At 70.8% G+C, this 21,237-nt stretch carries 18 protein-coding genes; 4 read left to right on the top strand and 14 right to left on the bottom strand.

Annotated elements, in window-relative coordinates:
• Positions 1 to 17: 17 nt before the first annotated feature.
• The 3 genes from ABT130_RS16330 to glgC all read right to left on the bottom strand — a co-directional run bounded on the left by ABT130_RS16330 (position 18) and on the right by glgC (position 4,910).
• Positions 18 to 2,936 carry an AfsR/SARP family transcriptional regulator gene (locus tag ABT130_RS16330; RefSeq protein WP_350956200.1) on the bottom strand — a complete coding sequence of 973 codons (2,919 nt, stop codon included), beginning with the start codon at positions 2,934 to 2,936 and terminating at the stop codon, positions 18 to 20.
• Between the two features lie 50 nt (positions 2,937 to 2,986).
• The gene (gene lepB, locus ABT130_RS16325) at positions 2,987 to 3,451 is read right to left on the bottom strand and encodes a signal peptidase I (protein ID WP_350956198.1); all 465 of its coding nucleotides are present in this window, start codon (positions 3,449 to 3,451) and stop codon (positions 2,987 to 2,989) included.
• A 232-nt stretch (positions 3,452 to 3,683) separates the two neighbouring features.
• Positions 3,684 to 4,910 (bottom strand): glucose-1-phosphate adenylyltransferase, encoded by a 1,227-nt coding sequence (gene glgC, locus ABT130_RS16320; protein ID WP_350919965.1) that lies wholly within the window; start codon positions 4,908 to 4,910, stop codon positions 3,684 to 3,686.
• Between the two features lie 49 nt (positions 4,911 to 4,959).
• On the opposite strand from glgC, the gene glgA reads away from it, so the two are divergent.
• Positions 4,960 to 6,159, top strand: coding sequence for a glycogen synthase (gene glgA, locus ABT130_RS16315; protein WP_350956196.1), 1,200 nt, complete (start codon positions 4,960 to 4,962; stop codon positions 6,157 to 6,159).
• Between the two features lie 8 nt (positions 6,160 to 6,167).
• Here the strand turns inward: glgA and ABT130_RS16310 are convergent, their stop codons facing one another.
• Positions 6,168 to 6,533, bottom strand: coding sequence for a PH domain-containing protein (locus ABT130_RS16310; protein ID WP_350919960.1), 366 nt, complete (start codon positions 6,531 to 6,533; stop codon positions 6,168 to 6,170).
• Positions 6,534 to 6,629: 96 nt separating this feature from the next.
• On the opposite strand from ABT130_RS16310, the gene pgeF reads away from it, so the two are divergent.
• Positions 6,630 to 7,316 (top strand): peptidoglycan editing factor PgeF, encoded by a 687-nt coding sequence (pgeF, locus tag ABT130_RS16305; RefSeq protein ID WP_350956250.1) that lies wholly within the window; start codon positions 6,630 to 6,632, stop codon positions 7,314 to 7,316.
• A gap of 89 nt (positions 7,317 to 7,405) precedes the next feature.
• Here the strand turns inward: pgeF and ABT130_RS16300 are convergent, their stop codons facing one another.
• The 3 genes from ABT130_RS16300 to ABT130_RS16290 all read right to left on the bottom strand — a co-directional run bounded on the left by ABT130_RS16300 (position 7,406) and on the right by ABT130_RS16290 (position 9,401).
• Entirely contained in the window at positions 7,406 to 7,813 is a 408-nt protein-coding gene (locus ABT130_RS16300) for a nitroreductase family deazaflavin-dependent oxidoreductase (RefSeq protein ID WP_350919957.1), read from the bottom strand.
• A 67-nt stretch (positions 7,814 to 7,880) separates the two neighbouring features.
• Positions 7,881 to 8,708: a sirohydrochlorin chelatase gene (locus ABT130_RS16295; protein WP_350956194.1), complete on the bottom strand. Its 828-nt coding sequence runs from the start codon at positions 8,706 to 8,708 to the stop codon at positions 7,881 to 7,883.
• A 135-nt stretch (positions 8,709 to 8,843) separates the two neighbouring features.
• Complete coding sequence (locus tag ABT130_RS16290) at positions 8,844 to 9,401, bottom strand: GNAT family N-acetyltransferase (RefSeq protein WP_350919951.1); 558 nt, start codon at positions 9,399 to 9,401, stop codon at positions 8,844 to 8,846.
• A 260-nt stretch (positions 9,402 to 9,661) separates the two neighbouring features.
• Between ABT130_RS16290 and ABT130_RS16285 the strand changes: the two genes are divergently transcribed.
• Positions 9,662 to 10,774, top strand: coding sequence for an alpha/beta hydrolase (locus ABT130_RS16285; protein ID WP_350956192.1), 1,113 nt, complete (start codon positions 9,662 to 9,664; stop codon positions 10,772 to 10,774).
• A gap of 14 nt (positions 10,775 to 10,788) precedes the next feature.
• Here ABT130_RS16285 and ABT130_RS16280 read toward each other — a convergent pair whose 3' ends face one another.
• Positions 10,789 to 11,214, bottom strand: coding sequence for an Lrp/AsnC family transcriptional regulator (locus tag ABT130_RS16280; protein ID WP_211263939.1), 426 nt, complete (start codon positions 11,212 to 11,214; stop codon positions 10,789 to 10,791).
• A gap of 149 nt (positions 11,215 to 11,363) precedes the next feature.
• Here ABT130_RS16280 and ABT130_RS16275 point away from each other — a divergent pair, with 149 nt between their 5' ends.
• Positions 11,364 to 12,218, top strand: coding sequence for a tryptophan 2,3-dioxygenase (locus ABT130_RS16275; protein WP_350919945.1), 855 nt, complete (start codon positions 11,364 to 11,366; stop codon positions 12,216 to 12,218).
• Positions 12,219 to 12,349: 131 nt separating this feature from the next.
• On the opposite strand, the gene ABT130_RS16270 is transcribed toward ABT130_RS16275, so the two are convergent.
• From ABT130_RS16270 to ABT130_RS16245, 6 genes are all read right to left on the bottom strand, one after another.
• Positions 12,350 to 13,786: an FG-GAP-like repeat-containing protein gene (locus tag ABT130_RS16270; protein ID WP_350956190.1), complete on the bottom strand. Its 1,437-nt coding sequence runs from the start codon at positions 13,784 to 13,786 to the stop codon at positions 12,350 to 12,352.
• Positions 13,787 to 14,030: 244 nt separating this feature from the next.
• Entirely contained in the window at positions 14,031 to 14,840 is an 810-nt protein-coding gene (locus ABT130_RS16265; protein ID WP_350956188.1) for an Fpg/Nei family DNA glycosylase, read from the bottom strand.
• 33 nt (positions 14,841 to 14,873) lie between these two features.
• Positions 14,874 to 15,275 (bottom strand): ribosomal maturation YjgA family protein, encoded by a 402-nt coding sequence (locus ABT130_RS16260; protein WP_350956186.1) that lies wholly within the window; start codon positions 15,273 to 15,275, stop codon positions 14,874 to 14,876.
• 61 nt (positions 15,276 to 15,336) lie between these two features.
• Entirely contained in the window at positions 15,337 to 15,651 is a 315-nt protein-coding gene (locus ABT130_RS16255; protein WP_350956184.1) for an L-rhamnose mutarotase, read from the bottom strand.
• 54 nt (positions 15,652 to 15,705) lie between these two features.
• Positions 15,706 to 16,998 (bottom strand): M1 family metallopeptidase, encoded by a 1,293-nt coding sequence (locus tag ABT130_RS16250; protein WP_350919930.1) that lies wholly within the window; start codon positions 16,996 to 16,998, stop codon positions 15,706 to 15,708.
• Between the two features lie 32 nt (positions 16,999 to 17,030).
• A complete protein-coding gene (locus ABT130_RS16245; RefSeq protein WP_350956182.1) occupies positions 17,031 to 20,918 on the bottom strand; it encodes a Pls/PosA family non-ribosomal peptide synthetase in 3,888 nt (1,295 codons plus the stop codon).
• Positions 20,919 to 21,237 lie beyond the last annotated feature (319 nt).

Raw genomic sequence — 21,237 nt, 5'->3', positions numbered from 1 at the left:
CCGCCGATACAGCCGAGCTATAACCGGGCGGTGAGCAGCATCTCCAGCACCGGATCGCGCCGCATCCCGGGCATCGCGAAGAGGACCTCGGCCCTGCGGGCGTCCTCCGCTGCCGCATGCGAGTCGCCCAGCGCGGCACGCGCCCTGGCGAACTGGCGAGTGGCGGCGGCCTGGCCGTAGGTGTCACCGACCTGAGCGGTCAGCTCCAGCGTCTGGGCCAGGTCGGCCACAGCCGCGGCGGGATCACCGTGCCGTAGCCAGATCTCGGACCTGCTGAGCAGCACTTCCCACTCGTCCTCCCGGTTACCGGTCTCCCGGCAGCGGCTCAGCGCGTCCTCGAACGTGGCCAGTGCCTCGCCGCGACGATCGAGCAGGCAGTAGGCACGGCCGAGCGCGGCCAGGGTGATGCTCTCCCCGTACAGGTCACGGTCCGCCCTCCGGACGGACAGGCACCGTTCGAAGCAATCGGCTGCCTCTGTCGAACGGCCGAGCTGGAGCAGGACTTCGCCCAGGTTGTGCCTGACCATGCCGGCCCGGTTCGACCCATGTGCCTCGATCAGCCGCAGCCCCGCGGTGATGTGGTCGAGGGCGTCATCGAGATCACCGGTGCGCATGCTCAGCCAGCCGAGGTTGTGCAGCGCCAGCCCTTCGGCCTCCTGGTCGCCCAGGTCGCGCCGGAGTTCGAGGGCGCGGTGCAGGCAGTCGCGAGCGGCGTCGATCCGGCCGGTGCGCCACTCCACCACCCCCAGCGTCGTCAGTGTGAACGCCTCACCGGTCGTGTCACCATGCCGCCGCGCCACCTCGATGGCGAGCCGGGCCATGGTCTCAAGCTCCCGCCAGTGACCGCACTTCGTCGCCCGAGCTCTGACCAGCGGCATCAGATCGGTGACGAAGCGAGCGACTTCGGGCTCCCCGGTCGTCGCCTGGGTGACGGCCGCGACCAGGCACGGCACCTCGGTTTCGAACCACTGCACCGCCTCCGCAGGGCTCCGGAAGGCCACGCCTGTGTCCCGTCCGTCCGGCGGGCCCGCTTTTGGCCGCAGGTGCGGTTCCACCAGGTCGCTCACCTGCCGGCACAGATCGAGGTACCAGTCCAGTGCGCGCCGGACGGCCCGTACCCGATCAGCCGGCAGATCCTCGGCCACGGCCAGCTCGGCGGCGAACAGCCTGAGGAGGTCGTGCATGCGAAATCGCCCGTCGCCGACCGGCTCCAGCAGGCGAACCTCCGTCAGCTCGTCGAGCGCCGCCTCGGCCACCTTCAGCTCGACGTCGAGCAGCGCGGCGGCGAGCTCAAGGCTGACCTCCGGCACATCGAGCACTCCGAACAGCCGGAAGGCGCGCGCCGCCGCGCTCACGCCGCTCCTCAGCGTTTCGTAGCTGATCTCAAAGCAGGATCGGATGGCCAGGTCAGCGGCCTGCAACTCGTCCAGGCGACGCTGCCGGTTCCGCAGCCGCTCGCCGAACCGCTCAAGCGACCAATCGGGGCGGGCGGCCAGACGGGCGCCGGCGATGCGCAACGCGAGTGGGTGATAGCCGCACCGGCGGGTGATGCCGGCCGCCGCCTCGGCCTCGGCGGTCACTCGCGACTGACCCGCCAGCTGCGCGAGCATCCGCACCGAGTCCGCCTCGTCGAGCACCTCGACGGCGACCTGCACGGCCTCCATGGTGGTCAGCGCCGCCCGGCTGGTGACCAGCGCCGCGCAGCCGCCGCCCGCCGGCACCAACGGCGCGACCTGGGCGGCGTCGACGGCGTTGTCAAGAACGATCAGGACTCGCCGGTCGGCCAGCAGAGACTGGTAATGGGTGGCCGCTTCCGCCGGCGCCGCGGGGATGTCGCCGTGCGGCACTCCCAGGGCCCGTAGGAAACGGCCGAGCACCTCGGCGGGCTGCAATGGCGGCAGGCCTGGACTCGATCCCTGCAGGTCGACGTAGAGCTGGCCGTCGGCGTAGCGGTCGGCCATGGCGTACGCCGCCCGCAGCGCCAGCGTCGACTTGCCGACTCCGCCGGGGCCGTGCAGCGTCAGGACCGGCGGTGCGGTACCCGCCTCCGGGTGGCCGCGCAGCACGGTGAGCATCCGGGCGAGTTCGGCCGACCGGCCGACGAACATCGTCGGCTCCCGCGGCAGCTGACGTGGCCGGGGGCGCCCGTCCGCGACTGTCGGAGGTCTGGCCGGGTTCCCGCCGGTCGGTGGCCTGCTCGGCGACATCAGATCCGGGTCCCTGCGCAGGACCGCCTGGTGTAGCCGGCGCAGGTCCGGTCCGGGGTCGAGCCCGAGTTCCTCGGCCAGGGTCCGGCGAGCCATCCCGAACACGTCCAGCGCGCCGACCACGTCGCCGCACCGGTACAACGCCACCATCAGCTGGCTGTACAGCCGCTCCCGCAGCGGATGTCGCCTGATCAGCTCGCGCAGTCGCCTGACCACTGTCGCGTGCCCGCCCAGCATGAGCTGGATCTCCGTGTGCTCCTCCACCGCGCTCAGATACTGGTCGCTGAGGCGGGCGACCACCTCCCGCATGGTCGGCCCCAGCGGCACGTCCTCGGCCGCCGTCCCTCGCCACAGTGCGAGGGCTCGGGCGTACGCGTCCTGCGCGGTGCCGAGGTCCCGGCGGGTCAGCGCCTGGCGACCGTGCGCGGACAGCGCCTCGAACTGGGAGAGATCGAACTCGGTCGGCTCGACCCGCAGCAGGTAGCCGGCCTCCGTGGTGACCAGCTGCTCGTCGGCCGGATCATCGGCGGGGGTCACCAGCCTGCGCAACTGCATGAGGTAGGTGCGCAGGTTCGCCACCGCCGAGTGGGGTGGTCGTTCGTCCCACACCTCCGCCACCAGTGAACGGACCGGGACGACGTGCCCGGCATGTGCGAGCAGCATGGCGAGGACGGTGCGTTGTTTCGGTGCCGCGATCTGTACGGGTGAACCGTCGACCTCGATTCGCATCGGCCCAAGGAGTCGAAACCTCAAGGTCATTCCTTCCTTGCCGGCGTCGGCTACAGGGCTGGTCCCCCCAACCGGCGCAGCGCGACACCGAGCACCTGGTCCGCGGGAAAGAACCCACGTTGCCGGGAGTCGACACTGCCCGCCGGGTTGTCACCGAGAACCACCATCGCCCCGGAAGGCACCTGAGCCACGCCGGCATTGGCCGCGATCCCCGCCGGCACCGGATCACCGGGCAACGCGGTGACCCGTTTGATGTTCCAGCGTCGGCCGTCCGGACCGGACGGCCCGGGCATGTATCGACCGGAAGGATCCAGCGGAGGCTCAAGCACGACGACATCGCCCCGGCCCACCTGATCGAGCCGTCGCCGCCGCACCAGGACGCGGTCGCCGTCGGTCAGGGTCGGCGTCATGCTCGTTCCGTCAACGGTGATCACCACATAGCTTCGGCGGGCCCAGAAAACACCTGCGGCCAGGAGGAGAACACCGAAGAGCGGCACACCGATGATCAACGTCACCGTACCTTTCCGCTGCCGGCCCGAGGAAGGGCCGATCCATTCCGGGGAAACGATCTCCGTTGCGGTGGGACTTGTCAACCTGCGGCTCCGGCGCGGTCCAGGTGTGGTGAGGCCGCCAGCGGTCGGCGACGGCTTGTGGCGCTCCCGGATCCGGGTCAGGGCCGAGGTCGTGGATGGTGGGGATCGCGTCCTGGCCCGACCGTCGACGTCGTCCGAACCGGGCGGGGCCGGGTCAGCGTTCGACGATCTCGTTCTTGCCGATGACGACGACGCCGCCCCTGGTCACCGCGAACCGGCTGCGGTCGTACTCGAGATCGAAGCCGATCCTGGCGCCGTCCGGGATGATCACGTTCTTGTCGATGATGGCCTTGCGGATGATGGCGCCCCGGCCCACCTTCACGTTGCCCATCAGGACCGAGTCCTCGACCTGGGAGTGGGAGTGCAGCACCACGCCGGGGGAGAGGATCGAGCGCTCCGCCAGCCCACCGGAGACGATCACGCCCGAGGAGACCAGGGAGTCGATCGCCCGGCCCACCCGGTCGCCGTCGTTGTGCACGAACTTGGCCGGGGGAAGCGGATCGTGACCGGTGTAGATGGGCCAGTGATTGTTGTAGAGGTTGAAGACCGGATGCGCGGAGATGAGGTCCATGTGGGCCTCGTAGTAGGCGTCGAGCGTTCCGACGTCCCTCCAGTAGCCCCGGTCGCGCTCGGTGGAGCCGGGCACGATGTTGTCGGCGAAGTCGTAGACCTCCGCGCTGCCCGACTTCACCATCATCGGGATGATGTTGCCGCCCAGGTCGTGCTTGCTCGTCGGGTCGAGCGCGTCCTCCCTGAGTGCGTCGATCATCGCCTGGGTCTTGAAGACGTAGTTGCCCATCGACGCGTAGACCTGGTCGGGCGCGTCCGGCAGGCCCACCGCGTCCTTCGGCTTCTCGCGGAACGCGACGATCCGCCGCCCCGCCGGGTCCGCCTCGATGACCCCGAACTGGTCGGCCAGGGAGAGCGGCTGCCGGATCGCGGCCACGGTCACGTCGGCCCCGGTCTCGATGTGCTGCTCCACCATCTGCCGCGGGTCCATACGGTAGATGTGGTCGGCGCCGAACACGATGACGTGGTCCGGCATCTCGTCGTAGATCAGGTTCAGGTTCTGGAACAGCGCGTCGGCGGAGCCGGAGAACCAGTGTGGCCCGAGACGCTGCTGGGCGGGGACCGGGGTGACGTAGTTGCCGAGCATCGCCGACAGGCGCCAGGTTCGGGAGATATGCCGGTCGAGACTGTGGTTCTTGTACTGCGTCAGCACGACGATCTGAAGGTAGTGACCGTTGGCCAGGTTGGACAGTACGAAGTCGACGAGCCTGTATATCCCCCCGAAAGGCACCGCGGGCTTCGCTCGATCAGCTGTCAGAGGCATGAGCCTCTTACCTTCTCCGCCGGCGAGCACGATCGCGAGGACTCTCATGTGTGGACCTTAACCTGATGAACAGGGATGAAAACACTAGGCTAATCGTATGCGAGTGGATCTACTGACCCGTGAATATCCCCCCGACGTGTACGGAGGTGCGGGAGTCCACGTTGAGTACCTCGCCCGGGAGCTGCGCAGGCTCGCCGACACCCGGGTCCGTTGCTTCGGAGCGTCACGGCAGGAGGAGGGCGTCGCGGCCTACCGGGTGCCCGGCGGCCTGGAGGCGGCCAACGCCGCGCTCCAGGTGCTCGGTGTCGACCTGGAGATGGCCGCCGGATGCGAGGGCGCGGACCTGGTCCACAGCCACACCTGGTACGCCAACTTCGCCGGCCACGTGGCCAAGATGCTGTACGGAACGCCCCACGTGGTGACCACGCACAGCCTGGAGCCGCTGCGGCCGTGGAAGGCCGAGCAACTGGGCGGTGGTTACACGCTGTCGTCGTGGGCCGAACGCGGCGCGCTGGCAGGCGCCGACGCGATCATCGCGGTCTCGGAGGGGATGCGCCGCGACGTGCTGGCGAGTTACCCCGAGATCCCGCCGGAGAGGGTCACGGTGATCCACAACGGGATCGACACCGGGGAGTACGCCCCCGACCGCGGCACCGACGCCCTGGTCCGGCACGGCATCGACCCGAGCCGGCCGTACGTCGTCTTCGTCGGGCGCATCACCCGGCAGAAGGGCCTCGTCCACCTGCTCCACGCGGCCCGTGACTTCAACCCCGACGCTCAGCTGGTGCTGTGCGCGGGCGCGCCCGACACCCCGGAGATCGCCGCCGAGGTGACCGAACTGGTGCGCGGGCTCGATCGTGAGGGCGTCGTCTGGATCTCGGAGATGCTGCCCCGCCCCGAAGTGATCCAGATTCTCACCCACGCGACGGTGTTCGTCTGCCCCTCGGTCTACGAGCCGATGGGCATCGTCAACCTGGAGGCCATGGCCTGCGAGACCGCGGTCGTGGCCACCGCCACCGGTGGCATCCCCGAGGTGGTGGCCGACGGCTCCACCGGCCTGCTGGTCCCGATCGACCAGGCGGCCGACGGCACCTCGCACGATCCCGGCGTCTTCGCCGCCGACCTCGCCGAGCGGGTCAACCGGCTGCTGGCCGACCCGGCCCTCGCGGCCCGGATGGGCGAGGCCGGGCGCCTCCGCGCGGTGGAGCACTTCTCCTGGGAGCGCATCGCCGAGCGGACCATGGAGCTCTACCGGCGGGTCGCGGACGGCCGGACGACGGCTTCCGCCGGGAGGTGAGGGATTCCTCAGGCGGCGATGAAGTGCAGAATCACGTTGTGCACGTGGTGCGCCTTGTTGTCGCCCCGGAACTCCACCTCGTAGGTGTGGGTGCCCACGTGGATGGCGATGGCACCGGAGGAGAAGAAGGAGCCGGCGAGCGACTTGTTGCTCACCACGCTCACCGCTGAGACCCTGGAGTAGGGAATGCTGGTGATGGCGATCCTCTTGCCGACGAACGACTTGTCCTGCACGATCACACGCTTGTCGGTGAGCCCCAGGAAGCCGGTGCCCGTGCCGATGGCGTCGTAGACCGCGATGATCTGCTCGCCGGGCATGAGACCGCTCGCGATCTGCTGGTACTGCTCCTTGCGGTCGTACACAACCTCCGCCATGACGCTCGCAATCTCTCGGGGGATCTGTGTTCCTGTGAAACGAACGTCCGGGGAACGAGGTTCCTGGGCGAGTAAGGTCGGGCCGTGAACTTTCAGATGAGGATCACCGATCGTCATGGTGGCGTCAGCGTCGAGCCGTACAGCAGCCGCAACCTCGGAGGGCTGTGCGGTGACGAACCGGGCGCGGTCGCGGCGAACAGGGCCAGGACGGCCGCCGAGTTCGGCCTGGAACGGGTCGTGTTCATGCGGCAGGTTCACAGCGCCGACGTCCGTTACGTCAGCGAGCCGTTCGGTGACGATCCGCCGCCGCTGGACGGGATCTGCACCGACGTGCCGGGTCTCGGCCTGGCCGCGCTCTGCGCCGACTGCGCGCCCGTCCTGCTGGCCGAGCCACGGGCGGGCCTGGTAGGGGCCGCGCACTCAGGAAGGGTCGGCACCGTGTCCGGCGTGGTCACGGCCCTGGTCGAGGAGATGGCCAAGCGCGGTGCGGACCCGGCGAGGATGACCGCCCTGATCGGCCCGATGGCCTGCGGTACCTGCTACGAGGTTCCGGCCGAGCTGCGCGAGGAGGTCGCGGTGCACCTCCCCGAGGCGTGGTCGATCACCTCCAGGGACACCCCGGCACTGGACCTGCGGGCCGCGATCACCTCGCAGCTCGGCAGGGCGGGTGTCGGAGAGATCATCCACGACACCCGCTGCACCATCGAGACCGCCGACCTGTTCTCGCACCGCAGGGAGGGCACGACCGGCAGGTTCGCGGGTTACGTCTGGCTGGAGCCCTGACCCGGTTCTCACCCCGGTCCCAGCTCACAGGGCGATGCGCGTCGGCACGACCGAACGTGGTGGAACCCGGCCGGTCGCCGTAACGCCGGTCATGCGGTGACGCGTTCCAGCACGACCACCGGAATCTCCCGGCCGGTCTTCGTCTGGTACTCGTCGTAGGCGGGCCAGGCCGCCGTCATGATCTGCCAGAGTTCGGGCTTCTCCTCCGGGGTGGCGGTGCGCGCCCTGGCCGTGAAGCGGTCGCCCAGTACCTGGACCCCGACCTCGGGGTCGGCCTGGAGATTGAGGTACCACAGCGGAGGGTTGTCGGCGCCGCCCTTGGAGGCCACCACGAGGAAGTCGTCGCCGTGGCGCTGGTAGATGAGCGGCGTGTCGTGCCGTTCGCCGCTCCTGCGACCGGTGGTGGTAAGGATCAGGGTGGTGGTGCCCTGCCACTCGTGTCCTTCTGCACCATCGGTCGCCTGGTACCGCGCAACATGTTCTTTTCCGTACAGCATGATCTGTCCCCTCTGACAACTTACGCAGGTCATTACCCGTCAGAGGGGATCCGTCACCTAGGGTCGCTCAGTCCGCCGACAGGATGCTTCCGTAGGCGCGGGCGGCCAGATCCGCGATCAGGTCGTGGGAGCCGAGGAGGTCGGCGCACTCGGCCCCGATCTCCTCGGCCGCCGCGCTCGCGAGCCCCGGGGCCGCCTCGGGACCCAGGACGCACGGGGCCAGGGCGATCCGCTGGGCGCCGATGCCGCGGAGCCGCCCGGCGGCGTCGGCTACGGTGGGTGCGCTGTCCAGCGAGGCGACCAGGACGGGCAGCGTCAGCCGAGAGGCCAGCAGCACGGCCGTCGGCTGTGCCTCCGCCACCGCGTTCTCTCCGCCGACGGTGGCGAGGATGACCCCGTCGACCGGGGTGTCGACCGGATTGGAGACGTTGAGCAGCCGCATCCGGTCGGCCCGGGCCAGGCTCTTCTCCGACAGCCGGATGTGCAGTGCCTCGGCGAGCAGCGGGTGCGGCCCCAGCGGGTCGGTGACCGTCACCGGCACGCCGCTGGCCGCGACAGCCATGGAGATCAGCCGGTCCGCGACCGGGTGCGGGCCGGTCAGCAGCGGTACCACGATGGCGGCCGTGGCGTCCTCGGGCCGTTCCCTGGCAGCTGACTCCAGCTCGGAGGTCAGCTCCTTGGCGTCCTCGCCGAGCCCGGCCAGTCTGACCTGGATCTGCGGGTTGTCCACCCGGATGAGGGCCGCGAGCTCCGCGGCGGTGCCGGAGGCGTCGCCGAGCGTGGCCAGCACCAGTGCCGGCGCCTCGGGCGGGAGCTGGGAAGGCACGGGCCTGCGGTGCCTGCCGGAGGGCCGTACCGGGCGCCCTCGTACGGGGAGGATGGGACTCTCACTCACATGCGCGGACTCTAGGGCCATTTGACTCTTCCCGTGACCGGAAACGGCGGCATTTCCGTCACAACATTATGAAAGGTGGGGTGCGCGGGATCATCGGTGTCTCCCTTCGGTGCGCGACCGGAGGATCCTCCGAGGTCAGACATCGCGGTGACCTTCCCATTCGTCCTCCAGGGCCGAGTGCACGATGGAGTCGCGCCAGGCTCCGCGGGCCCGGACGTGGTGCCTGATCCGGCCCTCCTCGACCATTCCGGCGACCAGCATCGCCAGCTGGGCGGCGGTGTTGGCCGGGGAGCGGGCACCCCAGATGCGGTGCAGGCGCAGATCGCGGAAGCCGAACGCGAGGATCAGCCGGATCAGGTCGGTGCCGATGCCCCGGCCCCAGTGGTCGGGGCGGAGCCCGAGGCCGATCTCCGCGCTGTGCGGGTGGTCGGCCTCGATGTGCAGCCTGGCGACGCCGAAGGCCTCGCAGCCGTCGAGGTCGGTCACCGCCAGTACGTAGAGACGCCGGGGCTCGGTCTCCGAGGACTTCATCGCCTCGATGATCGACTCTTCGACCTCCTCGCGGGTGCGGGGGTCGAACGGCAGGTGCTCGGTGGCAGTGGGGTCGCCGTATACCGCGTGCAGGGCGTCCACGTCCGCGATGGTGACTTCCCTCAACCGGAGTCTCTTGCCCGAGATCTCAACGTGGCGCATGCGCAGACGCTAACCTCTCGGGAGTTCCAGGACTAGAGATCATTCCAATAAGCGGACATACCATCATTTAATGATCTTATATGCACCGCTTCGCGCCTGCCCAGGCCCAGGATGCCATGTGACTCCGGCGTCGGCCTGCGCCGCCTTCGCCCCGGCCTCGGCGGTCCCCGCGGAGCTCTGCCTGGGCGACGCCGAGGAGCTGCTGATACGGGTGTATATCCGCAGACCGTAATCACGGAGTAATGCGGCAGAATAGGCGGATGATTCCTTCGAATCTGCATGTGCTCGTGGTCGCCGGCCCCGGCCTGGTCGCGGACCTCCGCCTGCTCACCGAGGTGGCCGACCGTGAGTTCGCGGCCCTCGGGGTCGGCGGGACGGTGTCGATGACCTCCGACCTGCCGGGCTTCCGGGCGGCGCTGGAGTCTCCCGGCGCCCTGGTCGTCATGCCGGGTCCGGATCCGGGGGCCCGCGGCCTGTTCGCCGAGTATCCCGAGGCGGTCTGGCTCGACCTGACGAAGTCCGAGGCCCCGCTCCCCGGGGCGGCGGACGGCGCGTCGGGCACCCACCTGCACGGGCGGGGGATCTGGGGGCTGACCTGGGCGATCAGGCACGCCGTACACCGGCTGCGCCGACCGGCGCACCGGGTCGCCTACGGTGACCACCCCGACCAGTGGGCGGAGATACGGCCGCCGTACGGGACCCCGGGGCAGGCGCCCTCGCCCGAGGCCGACGGACAGACACCCGTCGCGGTGCTGCTGCACGGCGGTTTCTGGCGCTCGATCTGGGGCGCGGACCTGATGGACGCGCTCGCCATCGACCTCGCCGAGCGCGGGTTCGCCGCCTGGAATCTCGAATACCGCCGCCCCGACCTGCACGGCTGGGACGCGACCACCGCGGACGTCGCCCGGGGCATCGCTCTCGCGGCACAGGGCGCCCGCGGCCCGCTCGTGGTGATCGGCCACTCCGCGGGCGGGCAGCTCGCCCTCCGCGCCGCCGCCGACGACCATCGGATCACCCTGGCGGTCTCCCTGGCGGGGGTGCTCGACCTGGCCGAGGGGGACCGCAGGCACATGAGTTCCGGCGCGGTCGCCGCGGCGCTCGGCGGATCCGCCGCCGAGGTGCCCGAGACCTACCTGCGGTCGGGGCCGCTGGAGCGACTTCCGCTGGGAGTGCCCCAGCTCATCGTGCAGGGGGGTGGGGACGACCTGGACCTGGTCGACTTCAGCCGTCGCTACGCGCGAGCCGCTCAGGAGTCAGACGATCAGGTGATATATCTCGAAATGTCGGGTGATCATTTCGACGTCATCGACCCCGCGTCGCCGATCTGGCGGGCCACCGCCGGGGCGATCGCCGAGCACGGCAAGGTCACCTGACGCGGCGGTGGGTCTCAGCCGGACGACAGGGGGCGCCAGGGGACGGGGCTGGACAGCACCATCATGCTCGACGGGTGACCGTACGGAGCGAGCCGGTCGATCATCTCCTCGAATGTCGTCATCGAGGAGGTGACGACCCGCAGCAGGCAGCAGGCGTCACCGGTCACCCGGTGCACCTCAAGGATCTCCGGCCAGGCCAGTGCCTGCTCGTCGCGGAGCACGCAGCGGGGGCCGTAACACGACATCCTGATCAGGGCGGCCACCCCGCGCCCGGCCCGTGACGCGTCGACCCGGGCGTGGTAACCGGTGATCACCCCGGTCTCCTCCAGCCGCCGTACCCGCTCCGCCACCGCCGGGGCGGACAGGTGCACCCGCCGGGAGAGCTCGCTGTAGGACAGTCGCGCGTCCTGCTGCAACTCGGCCAGCAGTGCCCAGTCCATCGCGTCCACGATCACGCTCCGTCATGCCGTAAGTTGATCTGCTTGATGCCTTCCGTTCCGAAGGCACAACCCAATAATCACCTTTCCTGCATTATTTTCGTACAGACCGATACGGAGCACTATGGGGGTGTACAGGCGTAGGAGGAGCGATGACCGCTATCAAGCAGCTCACGGAGCAGGACCGCAAGGCGCGTGCGGAGGCCAACGACGGGCTGCCGACGCTGGGCTTCGAAGCCGGCACGCCCTACGACGAATACGTGGGCACCGCCGCCCTTCATGATCTTCAGCACACCGTCACCGACGCCCCGGAGGAACTGGCGTTCCTGGTCACCACACAGGTGATGGAGCTCTACTTCGGGCTGCTCCGCTCGGAGTGGCGTCTGGCCCAGCGGCAGCTCGACGAGGACGACGTCAACGCCGCGACGTGGACGATCAGGCGCACGGTACGGCACTTCGAGGCGCTCAACGCCGCCTGGGCCGCGCTGAGCTGGCTGACCCCGGCGCAGTTCAACACCTTCCGTGACGCCCTCGGCGAGGGATCGGGTTTCCAGTCCGCGCTCTACCGCCATGTGGAGTTCCTGCTCGGCAACAAGTCCGAGGCGCTCATCAGGCCGCACCGCCGCAACCCCGAGGCGCACCGGGAGCTGGTGGAGGCGCTGCACCGGCCGAGCCTCTACGACTCGGTGCTCGCCATGCTCGCCCGCGCGGGCCACGCGATCCCCACCTCGGTGCTCGAACGCGACCTCGCCGCGGAGTACGAGCCAAGCGCCGAGGTCGAGGCGGTCTGGGTCGAGGTCTACGCCGGGCCGCTCGCCCCGCTGGCCGAGACGCTGACCGACCTGGCCGAGCAGTTCTCCGACTGGCGCTACCGGCACCTGATGGCGGTACGCCGCTCGATGGGCGCCAAGCCCGGCTCCGGCGGATCCAGCGGCCTGAGCTGGCTGGAGCGGAGCATGCGGCGGGAGGTCTTCCCCGAACTCTGGACGGCCCGCACCCTGATGTGAGCGCGCCCGGCCAGAGCCGGTGAGTTCTCTTCGGTGGCCGTCCTCGGTTCGCGGGGCGGCGCCTCAGGGGTCCGCGAGATGTCTTCGCGGCCCCCGTCGGCCGTTCTTCGGGGTCAGGAGGTGCGCCGGTCTCAGCGCAGGAGGAACACGCCGAAGCGGGTCGCGGAGGTGATGCCGACGCCGCCGGGGTGGACGACCTGGGCGTTGGTGGCGGAGACGCCGGTGGCCGAGCCGCGCAGGACGGCCAGCATGCCGACGTTGCCGTTCTTGCCGGGGGTGCCGACGATGACCTCGCCCTTGCCGTCGCCGGTCACGTCGATGATCGAGACGTTGTAGCCGAAGCCGTCGCCCGCCTTGGACTGCTCGCCGACGGGGTCGACGAGCGGGGGAGTGGGGGCCGGGGTGGAGCCGAGGCTGTCCTGGGTGATGTACTGCGTGCCGGTGAGCACCGGGCCGTTGGCGGAGCCGGGGATCACCGCGACCATGCCGGCGCCGGCCTTGCCGGAGACGGTGGCGTCGGCGACGCCGATGGCGATGTCGGCGGCGCCGTCGCCGTTGACGTCACCGACGGACAGGCCGCGGTCGCTGCCGAGGCTTCCGGTGTTCAGCCAGGTCAGCTGGTTGGTGGAGAAACCCGGGGTGGTGGCCAGGCCGGTGGGCGAGCCGTACCAGACCTGCAGGGAGCCGAGGCTCGGGGTGACCAGGATCACGTCGTCGTTGCCGTCGCCGTTGACGTCGCCCATCTCGAGGCGGGAGCTCTTCTGCGGGACGCTCTGGCTGGAGGGCGTCGCCGAGGCGAGGACGACGTTCTGCAGCGGGGAGGTGTGCGGGGGGGACATGACGTCCAGGTCGACGGTGTCGCCGGCGTTGACGTACACCAGTTCCGTCTTCCCGTCGCCGTTGACGTCACCGGAGGCGCTCGCCACGACGGACGCGCTGGTCGGGTTCGCGACGGGGGGAAGGGCCTGGTAGGTGGCCTCCGCGGCTCCGTTGTACCACCCGATCATGCCGTCGCCGGAGAAGTAGTACGCGCGCATCGGCTTGACGATGTCGGCTCCGGGCTGGTTGTCGAACTGACCGACCCGCAGCAGCCCCTTGTTCTCCCAGCCGTTGTAGAGACTGGAGGTGAAGTAGTGCCTGTTCTGGGCGACCCCCGCGGACGACCACGAGTTGACGATGGAGTACCAACGGCTGCCTGCGACGAGGTCGGTTCTGCCGTCCTTGGTGATGTCGCCGGCCGCCAGCTGCTCCCCCCAGGAGTTGCAGGCGGAGGACGACCCGGAGGAGGTCGGGACCGAGCAGTCAGTAGGGGGGCGGAGGAGCTTCTGGCCGGTGAACCCATTCGGCCCGCCGTACAGGACGGCGACCATGCCCGTGTTGGCACTGCCGGCGGGGGCGGCCTGCTGCGGCAGGCCGACGGCCATGTCGTTGTAGCCGTCGCCGTTGAAGTCGAAGTTCTTCGGGGCCGTCGAGGCCGCGGCCGTGGCGGTGCCGGTGCCGGTCGAGACGGTCAGGCTCGCCGCCAGGGCGAGTAACGCCGCGGAACCCATGATCCTTTTAGCACTCATGATCGGCAGCGTGACCCGGAGCACTTGTCGGTTACTTAAGAATGACTAGGCCACACCGGCACGGTGCGGAGGGCGTCGCCCATGTGCTCGCCGAACCGGCCGCCGGCGACCGCGGAGGGTCGGCCCGGCGGGAGCGCCGAGGGGGAAACGACAGGAGGGCCGCCGGTTCTTGGTGCCCGCTTGGAGATTGTTTGATCTCGCCCAGGTTCGCGGCCCGAACCCGCTGCCGCCCGGTGCGTCGCCGTCAGCCGGTCTGGCAGACCGGGCACCAGAAGAGGTTGCGCCCGGCGAGCACCTGCGTGCGCACCTCGGTGCCGCAGAGGAAGCAGGGCATGCCGGAACGCCGGTAGACGTAGACCTCGCCACCGTGGTCGTCGACGCGGGGCGGACGGCCCATCGCCTCCGGAGTGTGCTCGGGCCTGACCGTGTCGATGCGGCCCACCCGGACACCGTCGGCCATCAGCAGCACCAGATCCGCCCAGATCGCCTCCCACTGCTCGCGGGTGAGGTCGCGGCCGGGCCGTGACGGGTCGACGCCCTGCCGGAACAGTGCCTCGGCCCGGTAGATGTTCCCCACGCCCGCGACGACCGACTGGTCCATCAGCAGGACCCCCACGGAGGTGCGGCTGCGGCCGATCCGCCGCCAGGCCGACTCGGGATCGGCGTCCGCGCGCAGCGGGTCGGGTCCGAGTCTGGCGTGCAGCGCGGCCTTTCCCGCCGGGTCGAGCAGTTCGCAGGTGTTGGGGCCACGCAGGTCCGCGTACTCGCCGGTATTGCTCAGGCGTAGCCGCACCATCCCGGTCGGCGCGGGCACGGGAACCGGGCCGAAGGCGTACTTGCCGTAGATGCCCAGGTGGACGTGGAGCCATCGCTCGTCGTCGAAGCCGAGCAGCAGGTGCTTGCCGTGGGCGTCGGCCTCGGTGAGCACCCGTCCGTCGATCCGCAGCGCCCCGGCGGCGAACCGCCCCTGGGGGCTTTCCGCGCGGACCTCGCGGCCGCCGAACGCCCGCCGGTGCTCTTCGGCCAGTCGATGAATGGTGTGTCCTTCAGGCATGGTCCCGAAATCATACGGCCCGCCCGGTGATGGTCAGGGCGGCGTGGTCACCGGCTCGCGCCGTCGCCTGAGCAGGGTGTGGGCCGAGGCGACGAGGGCGGCCCCGGCCGCGTAGGCCACCAGGTCGGCCGCGCCGAACGTGCTGCCGAGCACCAGCCTGGCCACCACGCTCACCTCGGAGAGCGCGGCCGGCACGGGTGTCAGCTGGGCGAGCTCGACCGCCCAGCTGAACGCCAGCGCGCCGAGCGCGGCCCGCACCGGCGTGATCCGGGGCCACACCAGCACGATCAGCGCGTACACCAGCACGGTGTAGAGGGCGTCGCCCGCGTACTTGCCGAACCAGCCGCCGGTGACCGCGCGGACGGTCAGCCCGGCGGCGATGGTCAGGGCCGCGGCGAGCGCGGCGAGCAGACGGGTGCGCAGGGCGGGAGGCATCCACCCACGATAGCGATCGCGTCCCCGGCCGCGCCGGACACCGTTCGGAGGGGAGCGGGTCTCAGGGCAGTCGCCATACCGCGGGCAGCCCCTTGCCCGCGCCGTCCTCGGAGTAGTCGTGCGTGACCTCGAGCAGTTCGGCCATCCGAGCCTGCCAGGTGATGTTCGCCGGCAGGCCGGCCGGCGACGAGAGCAGCGCCTCGTAGTCGTCGCACTCGATCACGTGGAACAGGTCCCGGCCGCTGCGCCAGATCGTCCACTCGTGCGCGCCGCCCCGCTTGATGGCCTCGACCAGTTCGGCGGGCACCTCCCGGTGCGCCTGGTCGTACTCGGACTCCCTGCCAGGCTTGACCCGGGTGTGCAGCGCGACGCGCATGTTGTACCTCCACAAAGTTGTGGACCGTTATAGCAGTGGTCCGATGTGTGGAGGTCAGGGAAGGGATGGCAGGCGGCGGTCGTGCAGCCAGCCCGCGAACAGCTTGTCCAGCGGTCGCACCGTGCGGCGCGTGGCCAGCGCGGTGAACGCCTCGGTGGTGACGCTCCCGTGGCGGTGCCCGGCCGTCCACTCCCGCAGCAGCGCGAAGAAGGGATCGTCGCCGATGGTGCGCCGGAGCGCGTGCAGGGTGAGCGCGCCGCGCCGGTAGACGCGGTCGTCGAACAGGCGACGGGGACCGGGGTCGGCCAGGACGAAGTCCTGGGGGAGGTCGGAGAGCAAACGGTGCCAGTGGCGCGCGTGGTCATCGGATGACAGGCCGCCGGAGTTCTCCGACCAGATCCACTCCGCGTAAGAGGCGAACCCCTCGTGCAGCCAGATGTCGCGCCAGTCGGTCACCGTCAGGCTGTTGCCGAACCACTGGTGGGCCAGCTCGTGGGCGACCAGCCGCTCCTCGCCCCGTCTGCCGTCCACCTGATTCACCCCGAAGATCGACATGCCCTGTGCCTCGACCGGGATCTCCAGCTCGTCGTTCACGACCACCACGGTGTAGGAGCCGAACGGGTAGGGGCCGAACCGCTCGCGGAAGACCTCCATCATCCGGCCCTGGCGCTCGAAGTCGTGGCGCACCCGTGAGGCGTGTCCGGCGGGGAAGACCAGCTCCATCCCCGGGCCCAGTTCGGCCCGCTGGTAGCGGCCGATCTGCACACTCGCCAGGTAGGAGGCCATCGGCTCGATCTGCTCGTACACCCATGTGGTCGTCGAGGCCGCCCGCCGCCGCGCGACCAGCTCCCCGTTGGCGATCACCTGGTACGCGGAGGCGGTGGTGACCGAGATCCGGTAGGTGGCCTTGTCGTCGGGCCGGTCGTTGCACGGGAACCACGACGGAGCCCCGATCGGCTGGCTGGCCACGATGACGCCGTCGGTGAGCTGTTCCCAGCCGAGCCCGCCCCAGTGGCTGGTCACCGGCTGGGGACTGCCCGCGTAGCGGACCTCGACGGTGAAGGGGCCGGGTCGCAGCCCGACCGGCGACAGGTGGAGCTTGCCTCCGCGATGGGTGAAGCGCACCCGCGCGCCGTCGACCAGCACTCCGCTCACACGCAGGGCACCCAGATCGAGGGAGAGCCGGGTGAGCTGCCGCAGCGCCACGGCGGAGATCCGGGCGACGCCACCCAGGCGGTTCGGGCCCACCCGGTAGTCGAGGGTCAGGTCGTAGTGCTCCACCCGGTAGCTGTCGTCGCCGTGCATGGGGAAGTACAACTTGGGGGTAAAGGGCGTGCTCAGAACCACACCGGCTTCCTCTGTTCCACTCTCTTCGTGCGCTATCCCCGCTGGGCCCATGCCGCGATCGGGTTGCCGAACCAGCGGGTCCCGGCGGGCACGGACTCACCGCGCATCACCAGGGAGGCCGGTCCAACCGTGGTGTTCTCCCCGATCGCCGCTGCGGGCAGGATCACCCCGTGGGGCCCGAGCGTCGATCCATCCCGCATGACGACAGTATCGATGCTCATCACGCGGTCGTGGAACAGATGAGTCTGCAACACGCATCCCCGGTTCACCGATACCCCATCGCCCAGGCTGACCAGGTCGACCTCGGGCAGCCAGTACGTCTCGCACCACACGCCCCGGCCCACGCGCGCGCCCAGGGAGCGCAGCCACACATTCAGCGGGGCCGTCCCCAGCCAGCGCTGGGCGAACCAGGGCGCGGCCAGTACCTCCACGAAGGTGTCGGCCAGTTCGTTGCGCCACACGAACGAGCTCCACAGCGGCCGGTCGCCCACTGCGATCCGGCCCACCAGCGCCCACTTGGCCACGGTGGCGACCGCCGCGGCGAGCACCCCGCCGCTCAGCACCACCACGCCCGACAGGACGATCGCCGCCGCGAAGCCGTACGCCCTGGCCAGCCACTCCAGGGCCGCCGCCACGAGCACGGCCACGGCGACGGTGCACATCACCGGGACGACGCGGCACACCTCGACCGCGGCACGGGCGACCTTCAGTCTCGGCGGCGGATCGTAGGTGCGGCTCCGGTCGATCTCCTCGGTGGCCCTGCGCAGCTCCACCGGTGGCATACCCAGGTAGGACGAGCCCGCCTTGGCCTTCTTCGGCGCCGCCGACAGCACCGCGACCAGGCCGTCCTTGGGCACCTTGCGCCCCGGCGCGGTCATCCCCGAGTTGCCGAGGAACGCGCGTTTGCCGATCCGCACATGGTCGACCCGCAGTCGGCCGCCCTCCAGCTCGTACGGCGCCACCATCGTGTCGTCGGCGAGGAAGGCGCCGTCCCCGACGGAGGTCATCGACGGCAGCGCCAGCACCGTCGACAGCTCCACGTCCCGGCCGACTTTCATACCCAAGGCGCGTAGCCAGGCGGGGGTGACCATGCTCGCGTACAGCGGGAACAGCCAGACCCGCGCCATCGACATCAGCAGGCCCGTCGCCCACGCCTGCCAGGCCTGGCGGCTGTGCACCGGGTGCTGTCCGGCATGCAGGCCGGCCGAGAGCAGCCGCACCGAGGCAACGGTCAGCAGGACGAGGGTGGCCGTGGAGACGACGGTGGCCACGGGCACCCCGGAAAGGACGGAGGCCAGGGAGGGGGCGCCGCCGCGCAGCAGCACGGCGAGGCCGGGCAGCATGGCGATCACCGGGAAGAGGCCTAGGACCGGCGCGGACAGCCCGTAGACCGCGACCCAGCGCCACGAGCGCGGCGGACGGTCGGCCGACGGCTGGCGGGCCTTGCCCATCCGGCTCGCGGGCACGCCCGCCCAGCGCTCCCCGGACGGCACCGAACCCGCCACCGCCGAGCCGGGCGCGACCTGGGCGTTCTTGCCGATCTTCGCGCCGGGGAACAGGGTGGTGCGGGCGCCGACCGTGGCGGAGGCGCCGATCTTGATCTCGCCGACACGTACCCGGTCGCCGTCGATCCAGTAGCCGCTCAGGTCGACCTCGGGTTCGACCGCCGCGTACTTGCCCAGCTTGAGCATCCCGGTTATCGGCGGCATCGAGTGCAGGTCCGCGTCATCGCCGACCTGGGCGCCGAGCGCCCGCGCGTAGTGGGTGAGCCACGGGGCGCTGGACACCTCGCCCACGCCGAGCCGCTCGGCGAGCTGCTCGGCGAACCAGAGCCGCAGATGCGTGCCGCCGCCTCGGGGGTAGGTGCCGGGTTTCAGCCCGCGCAGCAGCAGCCGGGCGCCGCCCGCGGCCAGCGCGATCCGCCCGGCGGGGCTGACGAACAGCAGCGCGCCCGCGAGCACCCACCACCACGAGACGGCCGGGGCCCAGGGCAGGCCCACCAGGTTGTTCAGCGCGGCCAGCGCCACCACCCAGCGCAGCGCGCCGACGGTGAGCAGCGGGATGGTGAGCACCGTCTGCGCGATCGCGGCACGGCGCGGCACCGGCGTGACGATCCGGTCGGTGGTCACGATCTCCGGCGCGTCGAGTGCCGACAGGTGCCCGGCGAGCCGGGGCAGCGTCGGGTTGTCGTAGACGTCGCCGACGGTGACTGCGGGGTAGCGGGTCCGCAGCGCCGAGACCAGCCTGGCCGCCGCGAGGCTGGTGCCGCCCTCGGCGAAGAAGTCGCCCTCGACGCCGCCGAGGATGTCCAGCCAGCACTCGGCCACCCACGGGTCGACGTCCGGCACCCCGGTAGGGGCCGGGCCGGACCTCTTGGGCAGCGGCCAGGGCAGGGCATCCCTGTCGATCTTCCCGGAGGTACGCGTCGGCAGGTCGTCCACCAGAGCGATCCGGGGGAGCAGCGCGGCGGGCAGGGTGTGGCGGAGGCGGTCCCTGGCGTCCTGCTGGTCGAACTCCTCGCCGGGTATGACATAGCCGACGAGCAGCTGGTGCCCGCCACCGGTCGTGCGGACCGCCGCGGCCGCCCCGGCGACCCCGGGCAGCGCCCGCAGGGCCGCGTCGACCTCGCCCAGCTCGATTCTGCGGCCGCCGAGCTTGATCTGCTCGTCCGCCCGCCCGACGAAGAGCAGTCCCTGCGGCTCGGCCCGTACCAGGTCGCCGCTGCGGTAGGCGCGCTCCCAGCCGAGCGATCCGAGCGGGGCGTACTTCTCGGCGTCCTTGGCCGGGTCCAGGTATCTGGCGAGCCCGACCCCGCCGATGACCAGTTCCCCGGTCTCGCCCATGGCCACCGGCTCACCGTCCTTGCCGACGACGGCCAGATCCCAGCCCGCCAGCGGCAGCCCGATCCGCACCGGCCCCTCCCCGGTCAGCGGCGCCGCGCACGCCACCACCGTCGCCTCGGTCGGGCCGTAGGTGTTCCACACCTCGCGCCCCGGCACGGCCAGACGCTCGGCGAGCTCCGGCGGGCACGCCTCACCGCCGAAGATCAGCAGCCGTACGTCGTCGAGCGTCTCGACCGGCCAGAGCGCGGCCAGGGTCGGTACTGTCGACACGACCGTGATGCCCATGTCGACCAGCCACGGTCCCAGGTCCATGCCGGCGCGCACCAGCGCCCGCGGTGCCGCCACCAGGCAGCCGCCGTGCCGCCAGGCCAGCCACATCTCCTCGCAGGAGGCGTCGAACGCGACCGAGAGCCCCGCCAGCACCCGGTCACCGGGCCCGATGGGCTCCCCGGCGAGGAACAGCCGCGCCTCGGCGTCGACGAACGCCGCCGCGTTGCGATGGGTCACCGCCACGCCCTTGGGCTTTCCCGTGGATCCCGAGGTGAAGATGATCCACGCGTCGTCCTCGGGGCCGGGCCGCCCACCGTCGCCGTGAGACGGGACGGCCGGGCTGTGTGTCAGGTCGTGTGCCGGACCGCCGTCGAGAGGGGAGACGCCGGGGCCGTCGTAGGGGATGATCTTCCCGCCGTCGACGATGACGGCGCGGACTCCCGCCTCGCCGAAGACCAGCTCGGCCCGCTCGTCGGGGTCGTCGGCGTCGACCGGTACGTAGGCGGCGCCCACGGTGAGCACGGCGACGATCGCGACGTACAGACCGACGGTGCCCGAGGGGATCCGCACCCCGACCCGGTCGCCGCGCCCGACCCCGGCGGCCCGCAGCTCCAGGGCCATCCGCCCGGCCTCGGCCCGCAGGCCGGTGTAGTCGAGACGGGTCCGCCCGTCGTCCAGCGCGGCCGCGTGGGGGTGGCGCCGCGTGGTCTGGTCGAGGATGTCCAGCAGCGTCCTGGCCTGCGGCGCGGTCCCTCCCGGCAGGAGCGCCCGCGCTGGCACGTCGGTGTCGGCTGGTAACGGACTCACGGTCTTCCCCCATGTGGTGTGAGGCCCTTCCGGCCGCGGAACAGCCTATGCGCACGGGGTTAACGCATTCCGGGTGCCTGGTTGTACGTCGTGTGAACCCCGCCTTTCCGATCACATTCCGGCTGGTCGGCCGCTCGGAGGAGGCCTCGCTCGAAGCGGGGTGCGCACCGTGTCCATGCGGTGCGGGACCGCGAGTCGGTGGCATTGGCCAGGGATCCGCGTCGCGCCCGTTGACGCCCTTCTGGCACGAGCTTAAACTCAACGCATAGTGAATTTTCTGCGGCGAACGGTGGCCGCGCTGTCGGCGGTGCTGTCGGCG

Origin of the sequence: Streptosporangium sp. NPDC001681 (assembly GCF_040298085.1) — a bacterium.
In the GTDB taxonomy this organism is placed as follows: Bacteria; Actinomycetota; Actinomycetes; order Streptosporangiales; family Streptosporangiaceae; genus Streptosporangium.
The sequence above is the reverse complement of the archived record's forward strand: the minus strand, read 5'-3'. Positions and strand labels throughout refer to the sequence as shown.

What these genes read in the sequence shown, in the direction of transcription:
- ABT130_RS16330 (WP_350956200.1), bottom strand. Translation starts at nt 2,936, where the DNA reads ATGCGAATCGAGGTCGACGGTTCACCCGTACAGATCGCGGCACCGAAA.
- glgC (WP_350919965.1), bottom strand. Translation starts at nt 4,910, where the DNA reads ATGAGAGTCCTCGCGATCGTGCTCGCCGGCGGAGAAGGTAAGAGGCTC.
- glgA (WP_350956196.1), top strand. Translation starts at nt 4,960, where the DNA reads ATGCGAGTGGATCTACTGACCCGTGAATATCCCCCCGACGTGTACGGA.
- ABT130_RS16310 (WP_350919960.1), bottom strand. Translation starts at nt 6,533, where the DNA reads ATGGCGGAGGTTGTGTACGACCGCAAGGAGCAGTACCAGCAGATCGCG.
- pgeF (WP_350956250.1), top strand. Translation starts at nt 6,630, where the DNA reads ATGAGGATCACCGATCGTCATGGTGGCGTCAGCGTCGAGCCGTACAGC.
- ABT130_RS16300 (WP_350919957.1), bottom strand. Translation starts at nt 7,813, where the DNA reads ATGCTGTACGGAAAAGAACATGTTGCGCGGTACCAGGCGACCGATGGT.
- ABT130_RS16290 (WP_350919951.1), bottom strand. Translation starts at nt 9,401, where the DNA reads ATGCGCCACGTTGAGATCTCGGGCAAGAGACTCCGGTTGAGGGAAGTC.
- ABT130_RS16285 (WP_350956192.1), top strand. Translation starts at nt 9,662, where the DNA reads ATGATTCCTTCGAATCTGCATGTGCTCGTGGTCGCCGGCCCCGGCCTG.
- ABT130_RS16280 (WP_211263939.1), bottom strand. Translation starts at nt 11,214, where the DNA reads ATGGACTGGGCACTGCTGGCCGAGTTGCAGCAGGACGCGCGACTGTCC.
- ABT130_RS16275 (WP_350919945.1), top strand. Translation starts at nt 11,364, where the DNA reads ATGACCGCTATCAAGCAGCTCACGGAGCAGGACCGCAAGGCGCGTGCG.
- ABT130_RS16270 (WP_350956190.1), bottom strand. Translation starts at nt 13,786, where the DNA reads ATGAGTGCTAAAAGGATCATGGGTTCCGCGGCGTTACTCGCCCTGGCG.
- ABT130_RS16265 (WP_350956188.1), bottom strand. Translation starts at nt 14,840, where the DNA reads ATGCCTGAAGGACACACCATTCATCGACTGGCCGAAGAGCACCGGCGG.
- ABT130_RS16260 (WP_350956186.1), bottom strand. Translation starts at nt 15,275, where the DNA reads ATGCCTCCCGCCCTGCGCACCCGTCTGCTCGCCGCGCTCGCCGCGGCC.
- ABT130_RS16255 (WP_350956184.1), bottom strand. Translation starts at nt 15,651, where the DNA reads ATGCGCGTCGCGCTGCACACCCGGGTCAAGCCTGGCAGGGAGTCCGAG.